The sequence below is a fragment of the Sphingobacterium rhinopitheci genome (genome assembly GCF_022627575.1).
Lineage (GTDB): Bacteria > Bacteroidota > Bacteroidia > Sphingobacteriales > Sphingobacteriaceae > Sphingobacterium > Sphingobacterium rhinopitheci.
In genome coordinates this window covers 271,957-288,672 of the sequence record NZ_JADEYQ010000002.1, presented here as the reverse complement: position 1 = coordinate 288,672, position 16,716 = coordinate 271,957, and the positions used below count along the sequence as shown (strand labels likewise).

11 protein-coding genes and 3 tRNA genes are annotated in these 16,716 nt (G+C 36.5%); 13 read left to right on the top strand and 1 reads right to left on the bottom strand.

The window, feature by feature from the left end; all coding sequences use genetic code 11:
- Nucleotides 1-2: 2 nt before the first annotated feature.
- The 10 genes from IP023_RS03930 to IP023_RS03885 all read left to right on the top strand — a co-directional run bounded on the left by IP023_RS03930 (nt 3) and on the right by IP023_RS03885 (nt 13,445).
- Nucleotides 3-2,462, top strand: coding sequence for a glycoside hydrolase family 9 protein (locus IP023_RS03930; protein WP_241788946.1), 2,460 nt, complete (start codon nt 3-5; stop codon nt 2,460-2,462).
- 75 nt (nt 2,463-2,537) lie between these two features.
- On the top strand, nt 2,538-3,353 hold the full coding sequence (gene murQ / locus IP023_RS03925) for an N-acetylmuramic acid 6-phosphate etherase (protein WP_241788945.1): 816 nt from the start codon (nt 2,538-2,540) through the stop codon (nt 3,351-3,353).
- Between the two features lie 14 nt (nt 3,354-3,367).
- Entirely contained in the window at nt 3,368-4,858 is a 1,491-nt protein-coding gene (locus tag IP023_RS03920; RefSeq protein ID WP_241788944.1) for a sodium:solute symporter, read from the top strand.
- A gap of 63 nt (nt 4,859-4,921) precedes the next feature.
- Complete coding sequence (locus tag IP023_RS03915; protein ID WP_241788943.1) at nt 4,922-5,737, top strand: purine-nucleoside phosphorylase; 816 nt, start codon at nt 4,922-4,924, stop codon at nt 5,735-5,737.
- A gap of 45 nt (nt 5,738-5,782) precedes the next feature.
- Nucleotides 5,783-7,768 (top strand): putative porin, encoded by a 1,986-nt coding sequence (locus tag IP023_RS03910; RefSeq protein WP_241788942.1) that lies wholly within the window; start codon nt 5,783-5,785, stop codon nt 7,766-7,768.
- Between the two features lie 146 nt (nt 7,769-7,914).
- Nucleotides 7,915-7,992: transfer RNA gene (locus tag IP023_RS03905), tRNA-Val, on the top strand.
- A 9-nt stretch (nt 7,993-8,001) separates the two neighbouring features.
- A tRNA-Val gene (locus tag IP023_RS03900) sits at nt 8,002-8,076 on the top strand.
- A 10-nt stretch (nt 8,077-8,086) separates the two neighbouring features.
- Nucleotides 8,087-8,161 (top strand) — tRNA-Val (locus tag IP023_RS03895).
- A 232-nt stretch (nt 8,162-8,393) separates the two neighbouring features.
- A complete protein-coding gene (locus IP023_RS03890) occupies nt 8,394-11,663 on the top strand; it encodes a SusC/RagA family TonB-linked outer membrane protein (protein ID WP_241788941.1) in 3,270 nt (1,089 codons plus the stop codon).
- Nucleotides 11,664-11,675: 12 nt separating this feature from the next.
- On the top strand, nt 11,676-13,445 hold the full coding sequence (locus tag IP023_RS03885; protein ID WP_241788940.1) for a RagB/SusD family nutrient uptake outer membrane protein: 1,770 nt from the start codon (nt 11,676-11,678) through the stop codon (nt 13,443-13,445).
- 90 nt (nt 13,446-13,535) lie between these two features.
- On the opposite strand, the gene IP023_RS03880 is transcribed toward IP023_RS03885, so the two are convergent.
- Nucleotides 13,536-14,057: an NADPH-dependent FMN reductase gene (locus IP023_RS03880; RefSeq protein ID WP_241788939.1), complete on the bottom strand. Its 522-nt coding sequence runs from the start codon at nt 14,055-14,057 to the stop codon at nt 13,536-13,538.
- Between the two features lie 203 nt (nt 14,058-14,260).
- On the opposite strand from IP023_RS03880, the gene IP023_RS03875 reads away from it, so the two are divergent.
- The 3 genes from IP023_RS03875 to IP023_RS03865 are packed head-to-tail and all read left to right on the top strand — an operon-like array spanning nt 14,261 to nt 16,709.
- Nucleotides 14,261-15,061 carry a ParA family protein gene (locus tag IP023_RS03875; RefSeq protein ID WP_241788938.1) on the top strand — a complete coding sequence of 267 codons (801 nt, stop codon included), beginning with the start codon at nt 14,261-14,263 and terminating at the stop codon, nt 15,059-15,061.
- On the top strand, nt 15,061-15,975 hold the full coding sequence (locus IP023_RS03870; RefSeq protein ID WP_241788937.1) for a ParB/RepB/Spo0J family partition protein: 915 nt from the start codon (nt 15,061-15,063) through the stop codon (nt 15,973-15,975). The genes IP023_RS03875 and IP023_RS03870 overlap by 1 nt, the downstream gene beginning before the upstream one ends.
- Nucleotides 15,975-16,709 (top strand): DUF5683 domain-containing protein, encoded by a 735-nt coding sequence (locus IP023_RS03865; RefSeq protein ID WP_241788936.1) that lies wholly within the window; start codon nt 15,975-15,977, stop codon nt 16,707-16,709. The genes IP023_RS03870 and IP023_RS03865 overlap by 1 nt, the downstream gene beginning before the upstream one ends.
- Nucleotides 16,710-16,716: the final 7 nt, after the last annotated feature.

Below are 16,716 nucleotides of genomic sequence, written 5' to 3'. Positions count from 1 at the left end.
TTATGATTAGAGTATTTTTACTATTCGTTTATTGCCTAAGTATCGTTGTTGCCTTGGGGCAAGAGCAATCTTGGATTAGAATCAATCAATTGGGGTATTTGCCTCAAAGTAAAAAAGTGGCAGTATGGGTAACTAAAGAAAGCCGTACGTTAAACAATTTTAAGGTTATAAATAGTGTTTCTAATCAACAGGTGTTAAAAGCTAAAGTAGGCAAAAAATTTGGTGCTTATGGACCATTTGCTCAAGGATATAGATTAGATTTTTCGGCACTGAATACTAATGGAACCTATTATATATTAACGGACGATGGTGTACGTTCGCCAAATTTTAGAATAAATGATGATGTCTACAAAGGGACAGCAGATTTTGTATTGCGTTATATGAGACAGCAACGTACACTATTCAATCCTTTTTTACAAGATAGCTGTCATACGCATGATGGTTTTACGATGTATGCTCAATCAGTGGGGTTGCCAGATAGTACACATATCGATGCAGGTGGTGGCTGGCATGACGCTTCCGATTACCTCCAATATTCTACGACTTCTGCCAATGCTACTTATCATTTGCTGGCTGCTTATCGTGATTTTCCGCAGGTATTTACAGACGTGAAGATAGCCAATGGCTTGGATGGTAAGAATGGTATACCTGATATAATGGACGAAGCTAAGTGGGGATTAGATTGGTTATTGAAAATGCATCCACAACCCAATATGATGTTTAACCAGATTGCAGATGATCGTGATCACGTTAATTTGCGCTTACCAGGTCAGGATTCATTATATGGGAGAGGGCATGAACGTCCTGTTTATTTTATTGATGGCAAGCCGCAGCAAAGGGGTAAGTTTATGAATAATACTACAGGTACTAGTTCTACTGCTGCTAAGTTTGTAGCAGCCTTTGGTTTGGGGCATACTTTGTTCAATGATAGCAAGCCCGATTATGCTAGGCTACTTAAAGATAAGGTAAAAACGGCCTATGAATATGCCTATATAAAACCTGGCGTGACGCAGACTGTCTCCGTAAAATCTCCGTATATATATGCTGAAGATAATTGGGTAGACGATATGGAGCTGGCAGAGATGACCATGTATTCGTTATTTAAAGATAAGCAATATCTGACTAAAGCGTTAGATTATGCGCAGCAAGAGAAAGTAACTCCTTGGATGATACGTGATACAGCTAACCATTATCAGTATTATCCCTTTATTAATCTAGGACATTACGAGCTAGGCAAAAATGTCGATACCAAAGAGGCGGCGGTTGCTTATTATAAAGAAGGAATCGATCAGGTATGGAATAGAGCTAAGGATAATGTGTTTTATCGTGGTGTACCTTTTATTTGGTGTAGCAACAATCTAACGACTTCTTTTGCAATTCAGTGCCAATGGTACAAAGAGCTTACCGAGGATGATCAATATGACGAATTGGCTCAAGCAAATATCGATTGGCTTTTTGGTGTCAATCCTTGGGGGACAAGTATGGTATATGGCTTACCTGCCAATGGTGATACCCCTGAAGACCCTCATTCTGCTTTTACGTATTTACATCAGTTTCCTATTGACGGTGGCTTAGTCGATGGACCTGTATATGCTAATACTTTTAATAATCTAATCGGTATTAAATTAAATAATCCGGATGAGTATGCTGATTTTCAGTCTGATTTGGTCGTCTATCATGATGATTATGGTGATTACAGTACCAATGAGCCGACAATGGATGGAACAGCTTCTTTGATCTATCTGCTAGCTGCAAATGAAGCTAAAGGTAAATACCGAACAACGGATAAGTATGGTGCAATCGTTAAAGGTGATACTACTTTACCAGAAATAGCGTTGGTATTTACGGGAGATGAGTTTAGTGATGGTTTGCCACATATAGCAAAAATACTGAAGAAAAATGATGTCAAAGGTGCTTTTTTCGTTACTGGAAGATTTTTAGAAGATACTAAATCGGCCAAGATAATTCGTCAACTGATCAAAGAAGGACATTATGTAGGGCCTCATTCTGACCAACATCTGCTATATGCTCCTTGGGATAAAAGAGATAGCTTGCTAATAAGTAAAGAGGAGTTCGTGGCTGATTTGAAGGCAAATGTTCTGAAATTACAGCAATTAGGGATGAAGGATATTAACATGTTTATCCCGCCCTATGAATGGTATAATAAACAAATTGTCGATTGGTCTGCTGAAATGGGGCTTGATGTCTATAATTATACGCCGGGAATTCGCACGCCAGCAGATTATACCTACCCACAGATGGATAGTAGATATATGTCTTCGGACAAGATTATAGCGCAGCTGCAGCACTTTGAAAGTGAAAATTCTTTAAATGGAGGTATTGTTCTTATTCATATCGGTACGGATCCCCGAAGAGAAGATAAATTGTATAATAAGTTAGCATATATTATTAAGGACTTACGAAGTAAAAAATATAAATTAGTTTCACTAAATAAAATGTAGTGCGTTTTTTTGCATGTTTTAGATAAAATTTGCATATTTACGAGGTATAAAAAAATTAAGTAGATTTTCGGAAGAATGATAAATACAACAGAGAAGGACTCTAATTACCAAGATCTAGACAAGATGTCTGTGCTGGAGTTATTAACGAACATAAATAAGGAAGATAGATCAGTACCTTTGGCTGTAGAGAAAGCTATACCCAATATAGAAGCTTTAGTAAATGTGACGGTGGAACGTATGAAAAAAGGTGGCCGCCTATTTTATATTGGAGCCGGGACTAGTGGCCGTTTAGGGATATTGGATGCTTCTGAATGTCCGCCTACCTATGGTGTTCCTTTTGATTGGGTTATTGGATTAATCGCGGGTGGTGATACTGCAATTCGTAAAGCAGTAGAATTTGCCGAAGATGATATCGAACAAGCGTGGAAAGACCTTGAAGAATATGATATTAATGAAAATGATGTTGTTGTAGGTATTGCTGCCTCAGGAACTACGCCTTACGTAATTGGGGGGCTTAATACAGCAAATGAAAAAGGTATTGCTACAGGTTGTATAGTTTGTAATGGTGGTTCTCCTATTGCGGCTATTGCTAAATATCCTGTTGAGTTGATCGTTGGGCCAGAATTTGTGACGGGTTCCACACGAATGAAATCAGGTACAGCGCAAAAGTTGGCCTTGAATATGCTTAGTACATCAGTAATGATACGCTTGGGACGTGTCAAAGGTAATAAAATGGTAGATATGCAACTGTCAAATCATAAATTGGTAGATAGAGGGGTTCGTATGGTGATGGCGGAGACAGGAGCAGATGAGGAGACAGCTTCACAACTTTTGGAAGAGTTTGGAAATGTTCGTCAAGCTATCGAATCATATAAAGCAAAACAAATCTAAACTAACTAAACAAAATGTCACCAATTATTTTATTGTCATTTTTAGTGATTTATTTCGCCGTACTGTTAGCTGTTGCTCACTTTACGTCTAAAGGATCATCTGACAACTCCACATTTTTTGTTGCTAACCGCAATTCCAAATGGTACATGGTTGCCTTTGGTATGATTGGAACAGCACTCTCTGGTGTTACTTTTATTTCTGTACCCGGAGCTGTAGGAGCGTCCAACTTCAGTTATTTCCAATTCGTATTGGGTAATGCTGTAGGTTTTATTATCATCGCTTACGTATTACTGCCTTTATACTATAGGATGAACCTTACTTCTATTTACACCTATTTAGAAGAACGCTTTGGTTTCCTTTCGTATAAGACTGGTGCAGCTATTTTCTTAGTTTCTAGGACTATTGGCTCGGCATTTCGTCTTTACTTGGTCGCTATTGTATTGCAACATTTTATCTTTGATGCCTGGAATGTGCCCTTTGCAATTACCGTAACGATATGTTTGGTGTTGATCTGGTTATATACCAATAAAGGCGGTTTGAAGACTATTATTGTTACCGATACATTGCAAACGACATTCTTAATCACGGCAGTTGTTTTATCTATTTACTTCATGGCTAAGGGATTAGATTATGGTGTGGTAGATACTTTTGAAGCAGTTAAAAATAGCTCTTACTCGAAGATTTTCTATTTTGAAGACTTTATAGGTAGTAAATCTAATTTCTGGAAACAATTCTTGGGTGGTATATTTATTACTATCGCCATGACGGGACTGGATCAAGATTTGATGCAGAAAAACCTTTCAATGGGAACCATTAAAGAAGCACAAAAAAATATGATAACCTTTACTTCGGTATTTGTGGTAATTAATATTTTCTTCTTAGCGGTAGGTGCTTTACTTTACATCTATGCTACCAAAAATGGTATCGATGTAGCAGCTCTCGCTACACGTGATTATTTATACCCAGAGATTGCATTGAACCATCTGGCAATTGTACCTGCGATCATATTTATGATGGGATTGACAGCTGCGACATTTGCAACGACTGACTCTGCATTGACGGCATTGACCACTTCTTATTGTGTGGATTTCTTAAACTTCAACAAGAAGACGAATCCTAATGATCCTGCTTTAGTAAGACAAAGAAATTATGTGCATGTTGGGTTTTCAGTGTTGATGTTAATTGTTATTATGATTTTCAAATTGATTAATAACGACTCTGTAGTTAATGCTATTTTTACAGCAGCTAGTTATACTTATGGTCCTTTATTAGGTTTGTTCGTCTTTGGTTTATTTACAAAGAAGGCTGTAAATGATAAGTTGGTTCCTTATTTGGCAGTTATAGCTCCTGTGGTATTATTCTTATTAAATACGTATGTAGTATCTGTGTACACAAGCTATGTAATCGGATTAGATTTAATTATTATCAACGGTTTTATCATGTTTTTGTTGTTGCTAGCGACTTCTCCAGGTACAGCTTCAGAAAAGCAATTGTCTAATAAATAGATACTTTGATGATTTGTGTGTGCAAAATAATTACACTAAGTTTGGGTAAATACTTTTGCACACATGTATCATTTAATAGACGACACCATCACTTCTATTCGCCGTAAAATAGGCGATTTTGTGCCAGAATTTGGTATTATATTAGGTACAGGTTTAGGGAAACTTGTAGATGACATAGAAGTAGAGCATCATTTGATGTATTCCAATATTCCTAATTTCCCTATTTCAACAGTTGAATTTCATACGGGCAAACTTATTTTTGGAACTTTAAAAGGTCGAAAAATAGTGGCTATGCAAGGAAGATTGCATTACTATGAAGGATATAGTATGCAAGAAATTACTTTTCCTGTTCGTATTATGAAAGCGCTAGGTATTCAAAAGCTTTTTGTATCCAATGCCGCAGGTTCTTTAAATCCCGCAATTAGAAAAGGTGATATCGGTATTCTTGATGATCATATCAATTTGCTGCCAGACAACCCTCTTCGTGGGCCTAATGATGCCAAATATGGGCATCGTTTTCCAGATATGAGTCAGGTTTATGATAAGATAATGCAACAGCAGGCGCTAAATATCGCAGATAGGCTTGGGTATACTACGCATAGCGTCGTGTATGTTGCCACAGTAGGACCTAATCTAGAAACGCGTGCAGAGTACAAATATATGCGGATCATAGGAGGCGATATCGTAGGGATGAGTACTGTACCTGAAGTGATCGTAGCACGTCATATGTTGTTGCCCGTTTTTGCCATTTCTATTATTACAGACGAAGGTTTTCAGGAAGATTTAAAACCTGTTTCTTTACCTGAAATTATGAAAGTAGCAACAGAAGCAGAACCAAAATTGACGTCTATTTTAAAAGAGTTAATTGCGATGCAATAAAGTGCTTTTTATACATTATTTTTGCAAAGTATTAAAAATAGATTCATGTATAGTGTGTTACGTATTTTCTTGGTAATTTTCTTGTTTTTGTCAGCTTGTTTGAAAGGGTTTTCACAAGTTGAGGAAGATGAATTTAGTAGTGCTTTAGATTCAGCACGTGCTTTGGAAGATAATAAACAAGATTCAGTTATATTTTCGGCTAAATATGTGCGCTATGCGACTTTGGCCATGTTGAAAAAAGCAATCTATACCAAGCAAATAGATACTTCACATCGTAATTTTCAATATTTTAACAAGCAAAACCTCCCTTGGAATCCAAGTATAAATTTAGGCTCCTATGGTTTAGCAACTCGAGATTTATTGTTTACACCGGATAAGAAAATTGGTTTCCAACCGGGCTTCCATGCCTTAGAGCGCTATCTTGTTACAGCAGATTCCGTAAATTATTATCGTGCGCGAGCCCGTTATTCGGAATTGTATGCTGTTGGATTCTTTTTTAATGATCAAGTATTTAGAGCTACAATAGCACAAAATATAAATCCACAATGGAATATTGGGGCAAATTATTATGCGACCAATACCGATGGTTATTATAATAACCAAGATTATTCTGATAGAAAGGGAGCTGTATTTACGTGGTATGAGTCCAAAAGTAGACGCTATAATTTATTGGCTAATGTTACTTTTAATACCTTGGATGCCACCGAAAATGGTTCTATTACGAATAATAATATTTTTACAGAACCGTTGCAGGGGTCTTTATATGGACAACAGGTACGACTGAGTGGCAAGCAAGCGAATCGCCCATTCTCCAAATGGAAGGACCAAGGTGTATTCCTTAGGCAGTCTTATTATATGGGAAGGTTGGATACCGTAAATGCGGGGCTACCTGATATGGAGATTCACCCGACCAACTCTATAGCACATAATACTTCATTACGCACGCGTAAATATATATTCTTCAAGAATGAGTCAGATGAATTTGGTGCATTCCCTTTCGGAAGTGCTATTTTGGTAGATGATACTACCCGTGTTACTACGCTGACCAATGAGGTTACTTATTCATTCTATTTACGTAATAAATCAGTACTGAAGAATGAAGCTAAATTAAATTTAGGCTTCCAAAATGATTTGATATGGTACGGTGATAGCTTGTCCAGTGAATTCTATCAAAATAGTATGATTAAAGGTGATATAGGCTATAAATTTAGTGATCGTGTTGATCTATCTGTCGCAGCCAATCAGATTGTTGTAGGTCGTAACTTTGGCGACTTTTTGTATGAGGCAAATGCAGATATTTTGATAGGACAGAATGCCGGAATAATTACCTTAGGCGCTTATTCCCAAAATAAATCCCCCGAGATGACCTTTGAGCGCATGAATTATACCTATCAGCAATGGGATAGAACCTTTAATAAAAGTAAAACCCAGAACCTGAGCTTCCAATATGCAAATCCAAAAATAGGATTTAAAGGTAAAGTAGAATATTTTTTGATGAATGATTATCTCTATTTTAAAGAAGTACCTAATCCTAATAATGACGAACGATTGGATAAAGTAATAGAACCAGCACAATTTGATAAGTTGAATCTCTTGAAAATATCAATTAATGAAAATATTAAGTTTGGGAAATTCAACTTTAATAATACTGTAGTATATCAAAAATCCGATCAAATGGAAATATTAGCTACGCCGGAGCTTTATACTTGGCACAGCTTGTTTTTTAGTGATAAGTGGTATAATGTGCTAGATTTTAGTATTGGTGTTGATGTACGTTTTAATACACCCTTCAAAACGCCATCGTATGCCATCAATGTAGGCCAATTTTATAATGATAATGTAGGAATCGAATTTTCTACTTATCCTATTGTTGATTTTTGGATTACGGCCAATATAAAACGCGTAAATCTATTTTTAAGTAATAATTTTACCAATCAATACTTGTATCCTAAAGGCTATTATTCGGTGCGTAGATACCCAATGAATCCTGCGAATTTCCGCTTTGGTGTTTCTTGGAAATTTTACGATTAAAATTATTCCCTTGTTTTAGAGTGTTTTGAGTGTTTTTACGAAAAAAAACTCTTAGAAATATTTTGAAAATAGAAATTTAGACCTATATTTGCACACGCAATCAGGATAACGATTGTGTGTTCTTAAAGATAAATGAATAACAAAATGGAGAATTAGCTCAGCTGGTTCAGAGCACCTGCCTTACAAGCAGGGGGTCACTGGTTCGAACCCAGTATTCTCCACCATATTCTAAAGGAGAATTAGCTCAGCTGGTTCAGAGCATCTGCCTTACAAGCAGAGGGTCACTGGTTCGAATCCAGTATTCTCCACTATCCTTACGGAGGCTTAGCTCAGCTGGTTCAGAGCATCTGCCTTACAAGCAGAGGGTCACTGGTTCGAATCCAGTAGCCTCCACATAAAGCATCAAGAAATTGGTGCTTTTTTTGTTTATTCCCTTTTTTATTATATTTCCTTCGGTTTTTCTCTCTTTTTTTGTTGTTTGTTCAACAAATTGGTTGTTTTGTTTTATAATATTTTTTTTATTTATATATTAGGCGCTGTAAATCAACCTAAATACCCTGATTAATTAGCCTATATAGTCAATTGGCGGTATTATTAATTAATAATATTAATATAAACCAATCATATGCTTAAAAATTACTATTTATCAAAAATGCGTATACCCATAGGTGTAACCGTATTTTCTGTTACTAGCTGTTTCTTAACAGTTTCACTCCCAGTTCAGGCTGCTCACTCATCGTATCTTTATAAACAAGAAAAAATAACAGGTAAAGTGGTTGATGCTAGTGGAAAAGCTATTGTTGGAGCGACTATATCCATTAAGAACGGACTATCTGTTGCTACGGACGATAACGGGAGATTTAGTTTGTCGGGTAAGGTTGGTGATGTTCTTTCAGTTAGTATTGTAGGTTATCAATCTCAAGAAATAACTGTTGATAATCTTTCGAATATCCAGATTGTTTTGACCGAAGATATGGATACCTTGGATGAGGTGGTGGTGGTTGGATATGGGCGCCAGCGTAAAGGGAATTTAACAGGTGCAATTTCTTCTGTCAATGCAGATCAACTTAAGAATATAGCACCATCAAATCTGTCCAATACATTGGCAGGACGTGCTCCAGGTGTTAATGTAACCAATACTTCAGGTATGGCGGGGGCTTCTTCTGCATTGCGGATTAGAGGTAGTTTTGCAGAGCCTCTTTATGTAATTGATGGTATTGTTAGAGATAAGGCTGCCTTTGATGCGTTAGAAGCAAATGAGGTGGATCAAATGAGCTTCTTGAAAGATGCGGCTTCGGCTGCTGTTTATGGTACCCGCGCAGGTAATGGGGTCGTGGTTGTTACTACAAGAAAAGGAAGTAACCAAGAGCCTGTTTTTAATGTGCAAAGTAACTATACTTTTGCACAGCCTACGCAAACATTATTAGCTGATATTACGACTGCAGCCGATGAGTTAACATATCAAAATCGCGTATCTCAATTTTTGTGGGAAAGAGGGAATCAATCATCACCATGGGTCGCTCCTAATGGTCAGGAGGAATATGATTATTTTAAAGATAAAGTATATAGTGTAAATGATATGATATGGCAAAATCCATCTAGCCATAGGCAATCAATATCGTTGACTGGTGGTGGGGATCGCATTACATATTATACCCTGTTGAGCTATCGTAAAGAGAATGGATCCTATAAATCATTGGATCATGAGAAGTTTAATTTGCGAAGTAATGTTAGCGCTAAAGTAACAGATGATTTTAGCATAGATGTTAATATCGCAGCTAATCAAACAAATTCAAAACGTTTCTATTGGCCATTTAGTACGTCTGCTGAAGATGATGATTTTGATGTGTCAGATTTTTATCGCGTTACCTTCAATTGGCCTAAGATGTATCCTTTTTATCTAAATGAAGATGGATCTCCTAGTAATACGCCAACAGAGTATCCGGTGCAGACGCCAATGGGGAGTTGGCAAGCATGGAATGTAATCGATCAAGTGATAGGTGACCGCTATATCGATAGAAAGGTCAGACAAGTGAACCCTATTATGACATTGAATTACAAATTGGATAAGTTCGTGAAGGGTTTATCTACTAAACTTGTTGGTAGTTATGTCGCTAATGATTATATGAGGAAGCGCTTCATGACATTTCAAAAAAACTATACATTTACTTCTTTAGATCCGAGTGGTAATAGATTTATTCCTGCAGCACCGACAGAAGATAAAATCAATATCTTTACGTTCAGTCAATCTCAGCCATTTTTAGATTATTCTCCTCAGCGAGAATGGCAATACCAATTGAACTGGTTTTTAAATTATAATCGAACATTCAACAAACATTCTATTGATGCCTTATTGGTATATGAACAATATAAGTTTGGAGCTACTTACGTAAACTCACGTGCCGAAAATCCTATCGTTAATCTAGATCAGATGTTTGTGTATCCAACGGATCGTAATTTTAGATCTACTTCTGCAAGTGAAGCTGTAGATGCTCGTAGAGGCATTATTGGGCGGGCTAATTATAATTATGCAGATAAGTATCTAGCTGAATTTTCTTTTAGATATGATGGATCTCCTTTATTTCCTGGTGATAAGCGATGGGGCTTTTTTCCATCAATGTCTGCAGGATGGCGTGTCTCGGAGGAAGGTTTTTTTGAGAATATAAAAAATACTATTAATGATTTAAAACTAAGAGCATCATACGGTACTACAGGAAATGATCTTAATGTAAATGCAGCTAAAATTGGACAGTTTTTATACCAAGAGAAGTATGCTCCTTCAGGTGGTTACATGTTTGGTGACCGTTATTATAATGGGGTTACTTATGGTGCTACCCCAACACAAAATCTTACTTGGACCACATCTAAGAGTTATAACTTGGGGTTAGATTTTGCCATGTTTTCTAATAGATTTACAGGTAATATTGATGTGTTTACAAGGAAAGAAACGGATATTTTGGGCGGTCGTAATCTAATTGTGCCAGATAATTATGGACGTACACTAGCCCCCGAAAATTATGCCGCTCGTAGTTATAAAGGAGGTGAATTTTTGTTAGGATGGAATGATAGAGTAGGTGAGGTTGGATATGGTATTAGTGCAAATATGGGATACGCTATAGATCGTTGGGATATATATGATGAGGAGCCATCTTATGCTACGGGAAGAGAGCAGAATTTTAAATCTAGAATTGGAAGGCCAGAAAATCGCATAGTAGGTTTAGAGGCTATTGATCTCGTAAGAACACAAGAGCAGCTGAATGATTTATTAAATAGTGGTTTCAAAACTTATGGTAGAGATCCTTATTTAGGCATGATTCTCTATAAAGATGTCAAAGGTGCTAATTTTTCTGACGGCGCTGATGGAAAGATAGATGATAATGATATGATGTTATTGTCTAAAAATAATACACCTCGTATCAACTATGGATTGGGATTGAATGCAAGTTGGAAAGGGTTTTCAGTTTCCGCTTTATTACAAGGTGTATTAGCATATGACCGTATTATTAGTAATCAAGAGGGGGCAGGGATGCGTCAACATGGGGGGTCATTCCGACCTTACTACCCTATATGGGCAGGTGATGTGTGGACAGCTGAGAATCCTCAAGCTGCTTATCCGAGAGTCGTAGGTTCTAACTGGCAAGAAGCAGGTACTGCTTCATCTACTTTTTGGATTAGAAATGGTGCTTATATGCGTTTGCGTGATTTAAATGTTTCTTATAGTTTGCCGCAATCTCTTGTTAATTCTATTAAGTTGAAGGGTATAAATGTGTTTTTTAATGGAACAAACTTATTTGTACTCTCTCCTATGACAGAATTTCATGACCCAGAACAAAAAATGTATGACTCATATCCTGTGATGAAAACATTTACTTTAGGCTTAGACATTAAATTTTAATCAAACGTAATCATGAAAAAAATATTCTATCCCATTATAGCTTTAATGTTAACAGTGACTTCTTGTAAAGATGTCTTAAATATTGAAGATCTTAATTCGCTAGATGAGTCAAAAGTTTGGAATGATCCAAATTTAGTAAACGCTTATTTAGCTAATTTATATCCTTTATTTGGTAACTGGTCCTCCGGCGCAGATAATAATTCGGACCAATTAATCGGTATTAACTTCGCCCTAGATGCTGTAACGGTTAATAATACAGCTTATAAAGCTTGGGATTATACGACTATCCGAAAAATAAATACCGCTATTCAAAAAGTATCTGAAAGTACTGGATTGACCACAGAACTCAAAAATAGTGTGCTAGGACAGGCTTTGTTTATGCGTGCATATGTGTATTTCAATATGGTGAAATACCACGGTGGTGTTCCTTATATTACGACGCCACAAGATTTGGAAAGTGATGATTTGGAAGTGCCTCGTAATAGTACCAAAGAGTGTTTTGAATTAATGGTTAAAGACTTAGATCAAGCGATCTCTTTGTTGCCACAAACAATAGCTAAGAGCTCTTCCGATTATGGAAAGATCGATGGTAATTTTGCAGTAGCATTCAAAGGAAAGGTATTATTATATAAAGCCTCACCTCAGTTTAATCCTACTAATCCTTATGGCAATACTTTTTGGAATGAAGCTCATGCTGCGAATAAGGCAGCGTATGATAGGTTGTTAGCTAATGGTTATAGCCTAACTCCTGATTATGCTAATATTGCACTCCAAGAAAAAGGTCCCGAATCGATATTCTCGGTTATAAATACTTACCCGAATAAGGTTGCCAATTATGATAATGGTGTACGACCAGGTTCTGAAAGTAGAGGTACAGCAGGTGCCGTTCCTGCTTGGGAATTTGTGAAGTCTTTTCCCATGAAAGATGGTAAATTGTACTCTGATGTATCTAGCCCATATTATAAAACTGAAGATCAATTTTTACAATCTTATTGGGAAAATAGGGATCCTAGGTTTGAAAAATCTATAGTTTGGAATGGTAAGATTTATGAAGTTTCTGGAAAGGCCGGCAAAAGGCAATATACTTCTGTTGGTATCGCTACAGCTTTAGATGATTTTGGGATCAATCCTAATGCTAGAACTCCTTCAGAAAATTTGAATAGATACAGCGGCTTTTTTATTCTTAAAAATTCTAAGCTTTCTTTAAAGCAAACAGAGGTGGAAACACAGTACGACGTAGACTACGTAGTAATGCGTTTGGCTGAAGTAATGCTTAATTATGCTGAGACGGCAAATGAAACAGGGGATATAAATACAGCGATAGATATCTTAACACAAATTCGTAAGCGTGCGGGAATTGAAGCTGGTTTAGATGGTAAATATGGTATTACAGCAGCTAGTCGTGAGGATATACGTGAAGCGATATTGCTAGAACGTAGTATTGAGTTTTGTTTTGAGGGACATCGTTTTTGGGATTTAAGACGTTTGCGTAAACTTGCTGTACTACACAATAAAACTAAGTTTGGGGTAGAAGCAATAGCAATCAACACTAACGGGACTGAAATGGATCTGGATGAAGCAGCTTCTTTAGCAAGAGCTTATCAACTCAAAGAAGATCATTTTAAGTATACTTTGTTACAAGTGCCAAGATCTGGTGCGCAAGTAAATTTAGTTCCTGATACCTATTATTTCTTCCCAATAGCACAGTCTGTGTTGGATAAGAATACAAAACTTCAACAAAATAAAGATTGGGGTGGTACTTTTGATCCTACAATACAATAGTAATTTTTAAATATAAAGAGCTGTCTAAAATGACAGCTCTTTGCATATAATTTAATATTTTGAATACGGCTAAATAAGAAAAATATATCCTTAGAATGCGATAATCTCTGCGATCTGTTCGTGAATAAATTTTAATGTATTGGGGTTATAAAAATCATTGTTTTCATCTAATTCGTCTTGGATAATTGGGATGTGAAGTTTTAACGGCAAGACGTGCATGCGCATATAGTTACATACGCCTGTGAAATGATCTATGCCACGGATATTGCCATATTTTCCACTCGAAATACCTACAAGAATAGCTTTTTTGTGGTGAAATGATGAAGGAAAAGTACAGGCATCAACGAAAGTTTTTAAAACGCCCGGATAACTGCCATTATACTCAGGGATTATAAAAATAATCTTTTTACTAGCTGAAATCTTTGCCTGAATAGGGGCGAAATTGGCTGATCTTTTGCCATATAGATCTGTGCATAAAATATCAGGTGGCAATTCTGTTAAAGAAAGTAAATCCCAATTTTCACCTTGTTTAACCAATTCCTGTTGATAATATTTAGCCACTTTCAAGGAGTTGCTACCCAGTCTATTGGTGCCTGATATAATTAAATTCATTGTGATTTTGAAACTTATAGTAAAGTAAATACGACTTTGTGAAAACCTAAGTCTATTTTTTGTATCTTAGCTTTCTGAATAATAGTGTCTAATAGTTCTCAAATTTAACAACATTTAAGCATTTTATAAGTAATGTAAATGTATTTTTGATAAACTTATTAGGCATCCATTAGAAAAAATAAATTGTAACGGTTCGGTATCTCATGGGAAAAATAATTGCTATAGCAAATCAAAAAGGCGGCGTAGGGAAAACAACAACTTCAATTAACCTTGCAGCGAGTTTAGCTGTATTGGAATATAAAACACTGTTGGTGGACGCTGACCCTCAGGCAAATTCTACATCTGGAATAGGTTTTGATCCACGAAATATTAAAGCTAGTGTATATGAATGCTTAGTAAATGATATGGATCCTTTGGAAGCTATACAAGCTACTGAGACACCATTCTTAGATTTGTTGCCTGCACATATTGATTTAGTAGGAGCAGAAATTGAGATGATAAATCTCAATGAGCGTGAGTATAAGATGAAAAAAATGTTGACAGCCATAAAAGATAAATATGACTTTATCATTATTGACTGTTCGCCTTCATTAGGTTTGATAACGATCAATGCTTTAACAGCGTCTGACTCTGTGATTATCCCCGTTCAGTGTGAATACTTTGCCTTAGAAGGATTAGGCAAGCTATTGAATACTATTAAAATAGTCCAAAATAGATTAAATACGGATTTGGAAATTGAAGGTATATTGTTGACGATGTATGACGTGCGTTTACGTCTTTCTAATCAAGTAGTAGAAGAGGTGAGAACACATTTCCATGATTTAGTATTTGACACGATTATACAACGAAATACGCGCTTGAGCGAAGCGCCAAGTTTTGGTATTTCTGTAATCATGCATGATGCATCATGCAAAGGGGCTATTAATTATTTGAATTTAGCACGTGAGATCTTACAAAAAAATAATTTAGTAGAACAAAATAAAGAACAAGCGATTGCAGAATAATGGCAGCATTACAACGTAAAACAGGATTAGGGAAAGGGCTTGGCGCACTTTTGCAAGATGATTTAAAAGTGACAACGAATAATACGCCAAGAGAAACTGCTGAAGTTAACGTTTCTTCTGCAGGGAGTATTAATTTTATCAAAATTGAAGATATTGCGGTAAATCCATTTCAGCCACGTACTGATTTTGATCAAAATGCTTTACTTGAATTATCGGAATCCATCAAGATACAAGGATTAATACAGCCAATCACTGTTCGTCAGATAGGAAAAGATCAATACCAATTAATTAGTGGTGAGCGTCGTCTACGTGCTTCCAAATTGGCCGGTATTAATGATATCCCCGCTTATGTGCGTACGGCCAATGACCAGCAGATGCTGGAAATGGCCCTTATTGAGAACATACAGCGTGAAAATTTAAATGCCATCGAGGTAGCATTGAGTTTTCAACGAATGATTGAAGAATGTAACTTGAAACAAGAAGAATTGGGTGATCGTGTCTCTAAAAATAGATCTACGGTTACTAACTATTTGCGCTTATTGAAGTTGCCACCAGTGATTCAGGCAGGTATTCGTGATGGACAGATTTCAATGGGACATGCACGTGCTTTGATCAATGTAGGTGAGGTCGATAAACAGTTATATGTCTTTCAGGAGATTATAGACAAGGGTCTTTCTGTTCGTATGGCAGAGATATTGGTCCGTAATATTCAGGAGCAAATAAAGCCTAAAAAAGGTAAAGGTGTTGGTCAACAATTAGATTTTCAGTACCAAAAGATTGAGGATGATTTAGCATCTCGATTCTCTACGCGTGTCAAATTGAATTTGAAAAATGCTAGAGGGAAAGGGGCTATTGAGATTCCTTTTGAGTCGGAAGATGATTTGAGCCGTATTTTAGAACTATTAGATTGGTAATGCCCAAATTAATAACACTTATATTATTAGTTTTTTTTGTATTTGTATCCAGAGCGCAAGTTGATTCTACCACAAAAAATGTAGAACTTGATAATGTAGCACTAGATACTACTGCAGTGCAGGATACCGTAAAGAAAGAAACAAAAGCAGAGCGCAAGGCTCGGCAAAAGGCGGAGAAAGAACGTGCAAAATTTTATTACAAAGATATCTTAAAGGATTCTGCTCGTCTTCATATAGAGCATGTGTCCGATATCGCTTGGAAAAGATCTGCTATGTTGCCCGGTTGGGGACAGATTACCAATGGTGGTAAATACCTGTGGATAAAATTACCTATTATTTATGGTGGTTTTATAACAGCTTATTTTGTATTCGATTATTGGAATTTTTATTATCAGAAATTCACGAAGGAAGCAGTCTATCGTATTGATAATAATGGCGATACTTCTGATCCTGATTTAGCGAATGGCTATACTACTTTGGATGGTTTGATTCGACAGAAAGATAATTTTAGGCGCTATCGTGATATGACCATATTGGTTACTGCAGTGTGGTGGGCAGGTAATATCATTGAAGCATATACCGATTCTATGTTGCGTAATCGTTATAATATTGGCGATGACTTGGGCTTTAAAATAAATCCTACCTTGCTTCCTACGAATACAAATGGATTAGCCTTTCAATCAAATTTTGCAAGCCTGCTGACCCCAGGTGTTAAATTAACATTTAATTTTTAAAGAAATA